Origin of the sequence: Pelagibacterium flavum, assembly GCF_025854335.1 — a bacterium.
Lineage (GTDB): Bacteria > Pseudomonadota > Alphaproteobacteria > Rhizobiales > Devosiaceae > Pelagibacterium > Pelagibacterium flavum.
Genome location: NZ_CP107716.1, coordinates 431,842 through 444,730 on the forward strand (window position 1 = coordinate 431,842; position 12,889 = coordinate 444,730).

Sequence of the window (12,889 nt, forward strand, 5' to 3'; positions counted from 1 at the left end):
TCCGTCCAGTGGCGGGGCAATCCACATGCACCAAGATGAACTCGCAATTGCTGTTGCAGAGACGACTCCCGCCATGCTGTGGATGGGTGACGAAGACGGGCGTTGTTTGTTTCTCAACGGCGCACTCCGCAAATTCTGGGGCGTTAATTGAGCTACTCCCCGAAAATGGGACGCTGACGTAAGCTACGAATTGTTGTCTGCTGGTCTTCGACGATGGAGATCAGAGATGTCGAAACGAAAGCAGCATTCGCCCGAGTTCAAGGCGAAGGTCGCCCTGGAAGCATTGAAGGGCGAAGAGACGGTATCGGAATTGGCGAGCCGGTTCGGTATCCACCCCACGATGATCCACCAATGGAAGCGGGCGTTACTCGAAGGGGCATCGGGTGTGTTCGAGCGTGGCGGGCGCAAAAAGCCAGAGATTGACGATGAACAGGTCAAGGATCTGCACGCCAAGATCGGAGAGCTGGCCGTCGCCAACGATTTTTTGTCACGAAAGCTCAAGCCCTGGGGCGGGAAGTGAGACGGGGGATGATAGAACCTGATCACCCCGTTCTCTCGATTGGCAAGCAGTGCACGCTGCTGTCGCTCTCGCGTTCCTCGTTCTACTACACGCCGAAAGGCGAGACCGAGATCAACCTCGCGCTAATGCGCAGGATCGATGAGCAATTCCTGGAGACACCCTTCTTCGGAGTCCGGCAGATGACCTGGCACCTGCGCAATGAAGGGCACCTGGTGAACGAGAAGCGCGTGCGGCGGCTGATGCGGCTCATGGGGCTGATGCCAATCTACCAGAAGCCCAATACCTCGAGACCGGCCAAGGGACACAAGGTTTGGCCGTATCTTCTAAAGGGATTGAGGGTGGAACGTCCGAACCAGGCCTGGGCTGCGGACATCACGTATCTTCCGATGCGCCGGGGCTTTCTCTACCTGGTGGCCATCATGGACTGGCACACCCGCAAAGTCTTGGCCTGGCGCATCTCGAACACGCTGGAGGCAGACTTCTGCATCGAAGCATTGAACGAGGCGGTCCACAAGTTCGGCCCACCCGAGGTCATGAACACCGATCAAGGCAGCCAGTTCACGTCCTTTGCCTGGACCGATCGGTTGCGACGAATGGGAGTGCGCATCTCCATGGATGGCAAGGGGCGGTTCCTCGACAATATCTTTGTCGAGCGGCTCTGGCGCACCCTCAAATACGAATGCGTCTATCTGCACGCTTGGGAAACTGGATCACAGGCTCGTGCTGGCGTCCGCGACTGGATGGAATTCTACAATCATCGACGCCCTCATTCCGCCCTTGGCGGTAAACCGCCTGCCGTGATCTATTGGCAGCGCATTGAGCAAAACCAACCCGACCAGCAGGTGCAACGAGTAGCTTAATTTACGCCGAAATCTGTCCAGCGATTGGGGGGTAGCTCAAATCCCGCAAAACTCGATGAATTTGATTGGACCTCAACTCTACACCCCGAGGACGTCGAACTGCTGCAAAAGCCATTTATTAACGCAATGAACGAGCAGGCCCCTTTCGTGGTAGAGGCACGCTATCGTCGTGCCGACGGAATTTATCGGATAATGCGCACCGAAGCCAATCCGCGGTTTGACAGCACTGGACAATTCCTTGGAATGACCGGGCTCAATACCGACGTCACAGACCAGCGGATCGCGGAGGAACAATCACGCTATTTGATGGGCGAGCTCAATCATCGCACCAAAAACCTGCTCACCGTCATCCAGGCTATTGCCCGCAATACCGCGCGCACGACTTCGCCTGAAGCGTTTCTTGATGCGTTTGGAGCAAGACTTGGTGGACTTGCGGCCAGTAACGACCTCCTGGTTTCGAAAGACTGGGCCTCTGTGCTGATCAGGGACCTCGTATTCGGTCAGCTTCAAACCATTGGTGCTGACCGTGATAGCCGGGTTAGGGTGCAGGGGCCGAGCATTCTTGTCTGTCCGCAATATGCGCAGACGATCGGCATGGCGCTGCATGAACTGGCTACCAACAGTTTGAAGCATGGCGCTCTTTCGCAGCCGTCGGGGTCATTAAGAGTGGAATGGGCCGGGGATCCGAAGGGCCGTTGGTATATCGAATGGGACGAAACCCTGTCTGAGTCGTTAGCACCGCCGGCTCACAGAGGCTTTGGTCGGGTCGTCATGGTGGATATGGTCGAACGCGCCATAAAGGGTTCGGTCGAGCTTGCGTTCCGCCCTCACGGCATTCTTTGGCGTTTGAACGTTGATTGACCGAGTGGGTCTCTCAGACGTCAATGGATGAGCGCTGCACCTTATGGTTTTGAAGCTGTGCGATGTCACCAATCCAACCCACTTAGGTTATGGACAATCTTCATCGTTTCAAGGCTGACGGTGATTGCGCGCTGGAAAAGCTCCAGCGGCCAAGCCGTAATGTTGCCTTCCTGGTTTCCACCCCACGCTCTCGAAACCAGTACCAACCGCGCAATTGACAGTAACCGTGCACCCAACGGTTGAACTTGAGTTGATGATTTCTAAAGTCGGAGTGCTGGTGAGCTGGCGGAAAAGAATACGCACAGCGGCGCCTTATCGAGTGGCGACCAAGGTGACCTAGTCTGGCTTTAAAAGAGCGGAACCGCACCATTGCGCCAGTTATTGGGTAGGCGCGTCGCGGATAACCAACATTGCATTGGGCAATTGCGATGCCCGCTGTGGGGGTGGTCCGGCGCCGGGCAAGTCGTGCTGCCATAGTATTTACTCCTGCGCGACCCTCTGCCGGCTGACGCGGCGCATCGCAGCATCCTGCGGCGCGAAAACTTGCTGCCTCCCCAGCTCAGAGCACGTTCCGACGCACGCACACCGATCTCCATTTTCTCGATGAGAAAACGAAAAGTTAACAAAGGGCTTTTAGCGTTTCCGTTTTGGCCAAAGTCCGGAGCGCTCTGATGAAACACGTCCTTGCCGCCGCCACTGCCGCATTGCTTGTCGCGGCACCTGCTTTTGCAAATGAACCACTGCTCGAAGAGGCGGTAGGCTTCACCGGACAAATCTTCCACCTTGAAACCGGCGTTCCCGGATTGGTCATTGCTGCTGTGCGCGACGGCGAGAGCGCGATTGCCACCTTCGGTGAGACTGGCATCGGCAGCGGACGCCAACCCAACGGCGAAACACAGATCGGTGTCGGCTCCATCACCAAGAGCTTTACAGGCCTTGCCTTGGCCCATGCGGTTGCCGATGGCACGGTAGCATTGACTGACCCCGCTGGACCGCACATCAGCCTCGTTGACACACTGCCCGAACGCGGGGGGCGTCACATCCGTCTGGTCGATCTGGCCACGCATGCCAGCGGGTTTCCGCGCGAACTCGCGCCCGCCGAAGGTGTGGAGCGCTACAGCGATGCTTCGTTTGCGGCCAATCTAAACAATGACCCGCTACTCTTTGCGCCGGGGGAAGGCATGGCATATTCCAACATCGGTTTTGACCTGCTGGCTATGGCGCTCTCGGAACGCTCGGACATGCCGTATGCCGACCTGCTCCAGGAAAGCGTCCTTGACCCCATCGGATTGAGTGCAACCGGTTACGCGCGCCCTGAGGGGGAGAATGTCATGACCGGCTACGACTGGAATGACCAAGAGATGGATCCGGGCGATCCGATTTCCAACCGCTTCGGAGCGTCGCAGCTCTACACCACCGCCAATGATATGGTGAAATATCTCTCCTGGAATCTCGATCGTTTCGGCGAGGAAGGGACAGAGGCCCGCTCGATCAGTCACGCAGCATGGGTCATGCGTGACGGACTTGATCCCGTATTCGGAATGGACGAGTCCGGACACATGGATGCAATGGGGCTCGGCTGGGTGATCATGATGCCGGAGGGCGACCGCCCGTTGATTCTCCAGAAGGCTGGGGGGACGAATGGGGTCTTTAGCTACATTGCCTTTGCACCGTCGCGCGGCGTCGGCGTGTTTATGTCCATCAACAAGTTCGATTTCGCCGCCGCAACGGCAATGGCCGACGTCGCAAACGATCTGATCACCACGCTCGCACCCAGGTGACCAAGCAGCAGCAGTCTAGCGCTCGACAGCTTTTTGGAAGACTGGCAACAGTCAATCTTGAGCATTTGTGCCAAGATGGTGTCCCCATTTGGTGGCTTGGCTTTTCGTGAGGGAACTTTGTATTCCTGCGGAGTGCTGAACTCAGCAGCGGTACCTTTCGGCCCTTGCCGCACAATCGGGGTGACGACTTGCGCCGTCGCCCCGATAGGTTACTTGCCTTTTCGCTTACCAGTGCCCGGTGCGGCCGATCCGGAGATCTGGCCACTAATCGAATCGGGAGCGAGGCTTTGTTTCTGCTTTTTCTTTTTGGGCTGCTTACGTTGCTGATCGCCCTTGCGTTTTGCCATCCCTGTTGGCCTCCAATAGGTTTCGCAGAGTCCGCTGCGGACATTAAGTGAAACGATCTCGAAAGTTTGGGATCCGTGATAACGTCGTCCCTGGTCACAGGCGTGTGCCAGCCAGGGGCCGGTCTCGGGTTTGCGATTGTCTCCAGGACGTACGACGGATCACGGCGCTACGCTGCCTCTTTGGGCAGGGTGCGATCCGAGTAGATTCCCAGACTTGCCAAAATGTCTTCTACTTCGGACGCGGTTTTTGCTGCGCGCAGCCGGGCGGCCAATTCGGGGTCATAGGCCAGTTTGGCAAAACGGGGGAGCGCGAGGTGCAACCAGCGCAAATCATGGCGATTGCCGACGACAGACAATAATACATCTACTGGTTCGGCATCGTTTGCCTCGAAATCGACGGGGTATTTCAGATGCGTCACCTGAACAAGGGGAGGGCAGGTCTGGGTAAGGATTGTGTGGGGTGCAGCAACGCCCGAGCCGATTGCGGTCGAGCCCAGCTTCTCACGTGCGAGAAAGCAGCCGGTGATATCTTGAGCCGATATCGGGGTTCTGAGCAAGCCAATGCGTTGACCCAACGAACTCAGCGCCGCCTTACGCGATCTGGACATGTTGTCGATTGTAAAGTCTATTTCGAACGAAACACTTGCGAGTGCCATCACGAACCTCCGTCTGGCAGCCTTGCTGCCGACAAATGAATTAAAGTTGTCGTGAATATTTTCCCGGAAACGCGAAGTGTTTCGCAGTTTCCGGGTCAGGCATCCCGGTCGCTGGCCGCAAGCTGATAAATCGGTGAGAAAAGGCAAGTGTTCATGGCCTAGCGAGGCTAGCGTTTAATTTATTTAAGTCAACTGAGCACTTTTGCCGCGCCGTGTCGCATGGCACAACTACTTGTAAAAGGAAATTCCGATGCTATGTGGATAGCCATGCTTCGCACATCGATCCAAATCGCCTGTACCAGGACGCCAATTGGTGCACTCTCAGCCCCCCGGGGCGGGGAATGTGTATTGCGTTAGATCCAAGACACCGCCTCGGGCTCCTCGATATTTGTCTTTTTCTTTCTCGCGAGCGCGAGCGGAGGCCGGTGTGCGAAATTCTCTCAGCCCTTTCACGTGTCGTCATTGTGCCGAAACCATTCCGCGGGCCGCGGTGCGGTGCCCTTGGTGCTTAAAGCCACTTCCAGATCAGTGGCCCGTTCGACTTCCGCGCCCTTATGTCCTATATGGCGTTGAGACGGCGGGGCATGGTTGACTGGAGGCCCCGGATCGTGTGCAGGATCCGGCTTGACTTCCCCGCCCAAAGCGATAGCAATAATCACATGATGATCCGCGCGCGTTTGACACTGCAGTCAATACTCAAGGGACAGCCCGTAATAGGACTGTAACCCGAAGCTCGGCCATTTGCGCCTTCCGAGCTTCGGGAGGTGCGCTCATCGTCTGCACGATAAGCGCCTTGGCGCCTTCACAATATCGAAGAAAATTGGACCGCCGGTGAACGACTGGCGGAGATCGTGTGCAATCATGTCTCAAACTGCGATGAAAGCTGCGGCATTGCCGCGGCTGGTCCTTGGTGTCGAGGATCATGGAAAACTGATGACCATGGCGAATAGTATCACTGGCCCCATGGCGAGCGTTGCCGACCAACTCATGAATGAGTTGGATCGCGCCCGCGTTGTAGCTCAGTCCAAGCTGCCTGAAGATGCCGTGCGCCTTGGGTCCGTTGTATCCTTTACCACGACCGATGGCTTTGACCGCACCTATCAGCTGGTGTTTCCCGGGGAGGCGGACATCACTTCGGGCAAAGTATCTGTGCTTACCCCGATCGGCGCCGCATTGATCGGTTTGCGTGAAGGCCAGAGCATTCCCTGGACTGCCCGTGACGGACGCCGGCTGTCCTTGACAGTCGTCCGGGTCGAGCAGAGCCAGTAATATGAACGCTCATATCGCAGTGAAGGCAGTGCTCGAGTTCGGAGCATAGGGCCAGGCCGTCAAGAGGTCGGTCTGGTCCTGTGTTCCGCTCTGGTTTGCAACAAAAGGACGCTTTTCATGAGCCCTGCCATTCTCCCAAAACTCACACCGCGCGATTTTGCCATTCTGGAAAACATGCTCGCCGACCATTTAGGTGACGACGAGCTGCTGATCACTGCCATCCGCAAGAAACTGGAGGATGCAAAAATTGTATTTTCTGAGGATCTGCCTGGTGACGTTGTCACGATCGGGTCTCGTGTCACCTTCACAGTAGATGGCGCATGGCCGCAGGAGCGCCGACTGGTAACCCTCGCGCACTATGTCCCGGGCCAGGACCATCAGTCCGTGGCCAGCCTCCGGGGAATCGGGCTCTTGGGTCAGGCAGCGGGAGACAAGATCGAGATTGATTTTGACGGGCGCATCGTCGCGCTCGAAATCCACAAGGTGCTCTACCAGCCCGAAGCGGAGAGCAAGACACAAAGGCAGGCGGCGGACATGCATTTGGTCTCCGACCGGAAAGCCAGCCGTTCATCGGGTGCGGGCCGACCTGACCCGCTGTCAGATGACGATCCCGGTCCATCTGCCGCATGATTTTCCATTGCTGTCGTACATGATGCCTAGGGCAGTGCGATGGCGATTGCGCGCAAGGGCATCCCCCCATGCCCTTGTGCCTCATCTCCAGGCCAAGGTTATAAATCGATGAGCTCTTCTGACCACATCCTCGGCCCTATCTATTCCGAGGTCCTGCAGCGAAATCCGGGCGAAGAGGAGTTTCATCAAGCTGTTCGCGAGGTGCTCGATAGTCTGGGGCGGGTTGTTGCCAAGCACCCGCACTATGGCAGTGGAGGGCTCATTGAGCGACTTTGCGAACCCGAGCGACAGATCATCTTCCGCGTTTCATGGACCGATGATCAGGGATCTGTGCAAATCAATCGGGTGAGAACGGCGGTGCAAAATTAGTCCACGGTAGCGGCTGGATTGTCCTGCTGCGGGCGGCTTAAAAGTCGTCCACCTATTTTCCTTCTGCAATTTGTGCGGGAGGGACGAGGGATCTACACCGTGGACTTATATTTGAAGGTTCGTCTGGCTTGCGATGGCGGCATGAGCCAGCGCGAAGCAGCCAGGCATTTCGGCATCTCGCGCGATACGGTTCGCAAGATGATGGCGTATTCTGTTCCGCCGGGCTATCGGCGGCAGGCGCCGGTGCGACGCCCGAAGCTGGACGCGTTCATCGCGATCATTGATCGGTGGCTTGACGAGGACCGGGCGGTCCCGCGCAAGCAGCGTCATACGGCCAAACGCGTTTTTGATCGCCTTCGTGACGAACATGGGTTTGCCGGCGGCTACACGATCATCAAGGACTACATGCGCGAGCGGGACCGGCGCGGTCAGGAAGTATTTGTGCCGCTGGCCCATCCTGCCGGACATGGACAGGCCGATTTCGGGGAGGCTGTGGTTATCATCGGCGGGGTGGAACAGAAGGCGCACTTTTTCGTGCTCGATCTGCCCCACAGCGACGCCTGCTATGTCCGGGCTTATCCGGCAGCTGTGGCTGAAGCATGGGTGGACGGCCATATCCACGCGTTCGCCTTTCTGGGCGCAGTGCCGCAATCGATCGTCTACGACAACGACCGCTGCCTGGTGGCAAAAATTCTTCCTGACGGCACGCGCAAGCGGGCAACGCTGTTCAGCGGGTTTTTGTCCCACTACCTGATCCGGGACCGTTATGGCCGCCCCGGCAAGGGCAATGACAAGGGCAGTGTTGAAGGACTTGTGGGCTATGCCCGCCGCAACTTCATGGTGCCGATCCCCCGATTTGCAACCTGGGACGCGTTCAACCTGTGGCTCGAGGAGCAGTGCCGCAGGCGCCAGGGCGATCGGCTACGCGGGGAGAGCGAGACGATCGGCGAACGGCTGCAACGCGATCTGGCGGCGATGCGGCCGCTGCCGGCATCGCCCTTCGAGGCCTGCGACCAGGCCAGCGGCCGGGTCTCCTCCCAGGCGCTGGTGCGCTACAGAACCAACGACTATTCCGTCCCTGTTGCCTATGGCCATCAGGACGCCTGGATCCGTGGCTATGTCGATGAGGTGGTGATCGGCTGCGGCGGGGAGACCATCGCCCGTCATCCGCGCAGTTATGGGCGCGAAGACATCGTCTTTGACCCACTGCATTACCTGCCGCTGATCGAGCACAAGATCAATGCGCTCGACCAGGCGGCCCCGCTCCAGGGCTGGGAACTTCCCGAGGCGTTCGCCACACTGCGTCGCCTGATGGAAGCGCGGATGGGCAAGCAGGGCCGGCGCGCCTATGTGCAAGTGTTGCGTCTTCTGGAAAGCTTCGATCTGGCCGACCTGCATGCGGCCATAAAGCAGGCGCTGCACCTGGGCGCCATAAGCTTCGATGCCATCAAGCATCTCGTCCTGTGCCGGGCCGAACGCCGGCCACCCAGGCTCGACCTTGCCATCTACCCCTATCTGCCCAGAGCCAGTGTCGAGACGACCTCGGCCAAGGCCTATATGGGTCTGCTGGACCGCGAGGAGGAACTGGCATGAGCAGCGATGCTCCCGAACTCCTGCTTGCCAGCCACCTCAAAGCGCTCAAGCTGCCGACCTTCCTGCGCGAGCACCACAAGCTTGCCCGCCAATGCGCGCTCGAGGACGTGGATCATGTCCGCTATCTTGCCCGACTTGTCGAACTCGAACTGATCGACCGGGAACGGCGCATGGTCGAGCGTCGCATCAAGGCCGCCCGGTTCCCGGCCGCCAAAAGCCTCGACAGCTTCGAGTTTGCCGCCATCCCCAAGCTCAACAAGATGCTGGTGCTGGAACTGGCGCGCTGCGAATGGATCGAAAGGCGCGAGAATGTTATCGCGCTCGGACCCAGTGGCACGGGCAAGACCCATGTTGCGATCGGTCTTGGCCTGGCAGCCTGCCAGAGGGGATTGTCCGTCGGCTTTACCACCGCAGCCGCCCTGGTCAGCGAGATGATGGAGGCGCGCGACGAACGTCGCCTTCTGCGCTTCCAGAAGCAGATGGCTGGCTACAAGCTGCTCATCATCGACGAACTGGGCTTCGTGCCGCTGTCCAAGACCGGGGCCGAGTTGCTGTTCGAGTTGATCTCGCAGCGTTACGAGCGCGGCTCCACCCTGATCACCAGCAATCTGCCTTTCGACGAATGGACCGAGACCTTCGGGTCCGAGCGCCTCACCGGCGCGCTCCTCGACCGCCTGACCCATCACGTCAGCATCCTCGAGATGAATGGTGACAGCTATCGCCTCGCCCAAAGCCGGGCACGCAAAGCCAGCCGCACGTCCTGAAAAACGCAATGTTGGGGGTATCGAACACCGCTCGGGCTACGCCCTCCCGGCGCTCGATACCCCCAACATCAAGTGGCCTGGTTTTGCGCCGCCCAATGGCCGACTTTTACCCCGCCGTTGACACCTCGTCGCGTTAGTCGAAAGGTTTCCTGTAATGGAAACCTTATTGAACTCGCATGCGTTATGGTTTAACCGTTTCCTTGTTTGGAAACTAATGGATGTAACAATGGCCCTCACGCTCTACCTCCACCCGCTCGCTTCCTTCTGCCATAAGGTTCTGATCGGCCTTTATGAAAACGGCACCGCCTTTGAACCCAGCCTCGTCGATTTCTCCAACCCCGGATCCGCTGCCGCGCATATCGAGCGCTGGCCGGTGGGCAAGATCCCCGTATTGCATGACAGCGTCGGTAACAGGGTTGTCGCCGAAACCAGCATCATCATCGAGTATCTCCAGCAGCACTATGCCGGTCCGGTTCAACTGATACCGACCGAGATGGAACAAGAGCTCGATGTTCGCCTTTGGGATCGCTTCTTCGATCTCTATGTCAGCGTGCCGATGCAAAAGATCGTGGGCGACCGTATTCGCCCCGAAGGCGCCTCCGATCCACATGGCGTTGCGGAAGCGCATGCGACGCTTGAGACTGCCTATGACATGATCGAGAAGAAGATCGAGGGACGCAGCTGGATCACGGGCGAGACCTTCACCATAGCGGATTGTTCGGCGCTGCCGGCGCTGTTCTTTGGCTCCGTCGTGCACCCCATCGGTGATGGCAGGCCGCAAGTGCGAGAATACTTCGAGCGCCTGCTGGAGCGGCCATCGGTGCAGCGTGTGCTCAAGGAGGCGCAGCCCTACTTTGAGTTCTTCCCCTATCGTGACGCGATGCCTTCCCGCTTTTTGGAGCCTGTGGCATGACCGAGACAGCAAGCGTCGACCGCTATTTCCTGGCTATGGCTGACCCTTACCGGCGCGGCTTCATCGAGCAGCTCTCCAGGGGGCCCGCGTCCGTGAAGCAGTTGGCAGCCCCAACCAACGTTCAATTGCCGGCGGTGCTCAAGCACCTTCGCGTGCTCGAAGACGGGGGCATTGTCGTTAGCGAGAAAGTCGGGCGCGTGCGCACCTATCGCATGCGGCCCGATGCCTTTGATGTAACGACCAACTGGATAGAGCAGCGCCAGCGCGACATGAATGCTGCCTTCGACCGGTTGGCGGCTGCTATGGCCCAAGTGCCCGAGGAGAAGGATCACTGATGGGTATCAATGTCGACCACCGTAGTTTCGTCATTGAACGGGAACTGCCGGGCAGCCCGGCTCATGCTTTTCGCTTTTGGTCCGACCATCAGCTCAAGCGACGCTGGAACAGTTGTCACCCGGATTGGACTGTCCTCGAGGATCGCTTCGACTTCCGTGTCGACGGGTATGAAACCATGATCTGGCGCATGCCGGACGGAATCGAACAGGCCATGCTGGCGCACTTCCTTGAAGTTCATCCCCGCCAACGCATCGTTTATGCCTATACCATGCGCACCAATGGCATTCCCATTTCATCCTCGCTCGTCACCGTCGAGTTCGAGGGCCGAAACGGGAAAACCACGATGACTTTCACCGAACAGGCCGTCTTTGCAAACGCGACTGACGGGGACGTGCGAGAGAGCGGCACGGGCGCCGGCTTTGCGCGACTCCAGGACGCAATGATGGAAATTGCGGAGGACACAGGCCTGTAGTTGATCGGCCCTAGAAGTCTGTCTGTTACGATTAACGATCGGAATAAGTTCGGTTTTCGCCAGGCTACGCTCGCCAAAAGCCAAGCGATTTTCCGCGGTCGGACACGGTGCTAGATCCAAATTGCATATGCCCCGGAACACAGCGCCCAGAACCAGACCAACGGCCAGCCTGCCAAGTCTTGTAATTTCGAGCCAGTGAGGCAGCGCCGTTAAAAGGAAACCCGAGCAGCGCCCGCTGCCCAGGCCAAAGACCGCTTCATGTTGATGCCACCAGCGTGCGGGAATTGGGACACCCCAAGCGACAATGGCAAAGGGGAGGGGCAGAAGGCAGGCCAGCGTAAACGCGACGAACATCAGTGCCATGCTTGGCGGATAGGTAATATCGCCGTCGCGGAGCGAAAATGCACTGTTGCGCGTGTAGCCAGTTTGGGGTGTCACGGCAGCAGAGCCACATTAGCTAGAGTGTGTTTGACCGCCATCGCTCCATTCCATTCAGCAGCTTGCGCTGCCGCCGGCCGAGCTCCGCCTCTTCGAGCAGTGGTTGAATCCAGCCGAGAACGTCGTCGGCCACTTCGACTAGATTGCTGGCGTCGTGCAATGGAAAGCGTGCAAAGACCGCTTCGAGGAATAGGGTGTGCAATCGCCGACAGTCTTGACGCGAAAGCAGCGCAATTGCGCGGTTGAGCCGATCCACGGAGAGGTCGGGAAGGGATCTCATCTTCAGCTTGGCCAAAAAGAGTTCCACAGTTCCAAGCTCCAGCTCGGACCAGCGATTACCGACGATTTGCTTCATGACCGGGGCGAGTTGGGAATCGCACCGCACGCGATGCGATAGCTCTTCAACGACCGCTGTCAGATCTTGATCCTCAAAAAACAATGTTGGGGACGCGGTTGCAATGTCCATTAGCCACCGCACCGGTGAAGTCGATGCACAGGCCAGCCTGGACTCGGCATGGCACCAGGTCGCCCTTTGCCAGCCCAACTGACAAGAATGCTGTTGGCCCCGCCCGGGAGATCCCGCTCGAGTTGATCGACCACCCAGCTGCGGAAAATTTTGGCGCTGGTCCCGTCGAAATGGCATGCGAGATTGACGATGTCTGCTGCCAAGCCGCCCGGTTCCCGTTCGGAAAGGGTCGGCGAAAACAAGAACTCAAAGGCGCTCTGAATTCTATCGAATAGTCCCTCCGACAAGTGAGTGAAGAGATTGCTGAGGTGTCCATGGCTGCGCAGACGGGCGCAGGGTGCCAAGCCGAAAATCCGTTTACCTGCCAAGTCGTCTTGATCTGGAACATCGGTTGGCGTGATCGTTTTTGCGTTATCCATGTCGGCTCACGGTCAAGTCTGGGGAACCCCATATTGTCCCCTGGGACTTGGGCTTCTTTGATCTGGCACAATGACGCCGCTGAGGTGACGGCTCATTGTTTGTGTTGGACAACAAAGGAGAGATGTTGCGATGTTGAAAAGGCCTTCCTTCGACCCGCACAGCCGGGACAAGACGGCTCTGCCCAAGCACCAGCA

At 58.2% G+C, this 12,889-nt stretch carries 14 protein-coding genes and 2 pseudogenes; 11 read left to right on the forward strand and 5 right to left on the reverse strand.

Going from position 1 to position 12,889, the window contains the following annotated elements; genetic code table 11:
- The first annotated feature begins 226 nt into the window (after positions 1 to 226).
- The 3 genes from OF122_RS02150 (at position 227) to ampH (ending at position 4,022) form a co-directional block, all read left to right on the forward strand.
- A protein-coding gene (locus tag OF122_RS02150) for an IS3 family transposase (protein ID WP_408636244.1) occupies positions 227 to 1,380 on the forward strand; the annotation gives its coding sequence in 2 pieces (ribosomal slippage) (positions 227 to 503 and positions 503 to 1,380; 1,155 coding nt in all).
- Positions 1,381 to 1,404: 24 nt separating this feature from the next.
- Positions 1,405 to 2,241, forward strand: coding sequence for an HWE histidine kinase domain-containing protein (locus OF122_RS02155; RefSeq protein WP_264226232.1), 837 nt, complete (start codon positions 1,405 to 1,407; stop codon positions 2,239 to 2,241).
- A 671-nt stretch (positions 2,242 to 2,912) separates the two neighbouring features.
- On the forward strand, positions 2,913 to 4,022 hold the full coding sequence (gene ampH, locus OF122_RS02160; RefSeq protein WP_264226233.1) for a D-alanyl-D-alanine-carboxypeptidase/endopeptidase AmpH: 1,110 nt from the start codon (positions 2,913 to 2,915) through the stop codon (positions 4,020 to 4,022).
- A 209-nt stretch (positions 4,023 to 4,231) separates the two neighbouring features.
- Here the strand turns inward: ampH and OF122_RS02165 are convergent, their stop codons facing one another.
- Together OF122_RS02165 and OF122_RS02170 are read right to left on the reverse strand one after the other, a co-directional pair.
- Complete coding sequence (locus OF122_RS02165; RefSeq protein WP_264226234.1) at positions 4,232 to 4,369, reverse strand: hypothetical protein; 138 nt, start codon at positions 4,367 to 4,369, stop codon at positions 4,232 to 4,234.
- Between the two features lie 167 nt (positions 4,370 to 4,536).
- Positions 4,537 to 5,025 (reverse strand): PTS sugar transporter subunit IIA, encoded by a 489-nt coding sequence (locus OF122_RS02170; RefSeq protein ID WP_264226235.1) that lies wholly within the window; start codon positions 5,023 to 5,025, stop codon positions 4,537 to 4,539.
- 861 nt (positions 5,026 to 5,886) lie between these two features.
- Between OF122_RS02170 and rnk the strand changes: the two genes are divergently transcribed.
- From rnk to OF122_RS02210, 8 genes and pseudogenes are all read left to right on the forward strand, one after another.
- On the forward strand, positions 5,887 to 6,294 hold the full coding sequence (rnk, locus tag OF122_RS02175; protein WP_264226236.1) for a nucleoside diphosphate kinase regulator: 408 nt from the start codon (positions 5,887 to 5,889) through the stop codon (positions 6,292 to 6,294).
- 117 nt (positions 6,295 to 6,411) lie between these two features.
- Complete coding sequence (locus OF122_RS02180; RefSeq protein ID WP_264226237.1) at positions 6,412 to 6,924, forward strand: hypothetical protein; 513 nt, start codon at positions 6,412 to 6,414, stop codon at positions 6,922 to 6,924.
- Between the two features lie 108 nt (positions 6,925 to 7,032).
- Positions 7,033 to 7,269, forward strand: a pseudogene (locus OF122_RS02185) (NADP-specific glutamate dehydrogenase); the annotation flags it as partial.
- A gap of 123 nt (positions 7,270 to 7,392) precedes the next feature.
- Positions 7,393 to 8,886, forward strand: a complete 1,494-nt coding sequence (istA, locus tag OF122_RS02190) for an IS21 family transposase (RefSeq protein ID WP_264224573.1) — start codon at positions 7,393 to 7,395, stop codon at positions 8,884 to 8,886.
- Entirely contained in the window at positions 8,883 to 9,650 is a 768-nt protein-coding gene (istB, locus tag OF122_RS02195; RefSeq protein WP_264224574.1) for an IS21-like element helper ATPase IstB, read from the forward strand. The genes istA and istB overlap by 4 nt, the downstream gene beginning before the upstream one ends.
- Before the next feature lie 226 nt (positions 9,651 to 9,876).
- Entirely contained in the window at positions 9,877 to 10,563 is a 687-nt protein-coding gene (locus OF122_RS02200) for a glutathione S-transferase family protein (protein ID WP_264226238.1), read from the forward strand.
- Positions 10,560 to 10,898 carry an ArsR/SmtB family transcription factor gene (locus OF122_RS02205; protein WP_264226239.1) on the forward strand — a complete coding sequence of 113 codons (339 nt, stop codon included), beginning with the start codon at positions 10,560 to 10,562 and terminating at the stop codon, positions 10,896 to 10,898. Before OF122_RS02200 ends, OF122_RS02205 begins: the two co-directional genes overlap by 4 nt.
- Complete coding sequence (locus OF122_RS02210) at positions 10,898 to 11,371, forward strand: SRPBCC domain-containing protein (RefSeq protein WP_264226240.1); 474 nt, start codon at positions 10,898 to 10,900, stop codon at positions 11,369 to 11,371. The genes OF122_RS02205 and OF122_RS02210 overlap by 1 nt, the downstream gene beginning before the upstream one ends.
- Positions 11,372 to 11,527: 156 nt before the next feature.
- Here OF122_RS02210 and OF122_RS19710 read toward each other — a convergent pair.
- The 3 genes and pseudogenes from OF122_RS19710 to OF122_RS02220 form a co-directional block, all read right to left on the reverse strand.
- Positions 11,528 to 11,734 (reverse strand): annotated as a pseudogene (locus OF122_RS19710) (NnrS family protein); the annotation flags it as partial.
- Positions 11,735 to 11,828: 94 nt separating this feature from the next.
- Positions 11,829 to 12,275, reverse strand: a complete 447-nt coding sequence (locus OF122_RS02215; protein ID WP_264226241.1) for a hypothetical protein — start codon at positions 12,273 to 12,275, stop codon at positions 11,829 to 11,831.
- Entirely contained in the window at positions 12,275 to 12,694 is a 420-nt protein-coding gene (locus OF122_RS02220; RefSeq protein WP_264226242.1) for a hypothetical protein, read from the reverse strand. Before OF122_RS02220 ends, OF122_RS02215 begins: the two co-directional genes overlap by 1 nt.
- Positions 12,695 to 12,889: the final 195 nt, after the last annotated feature.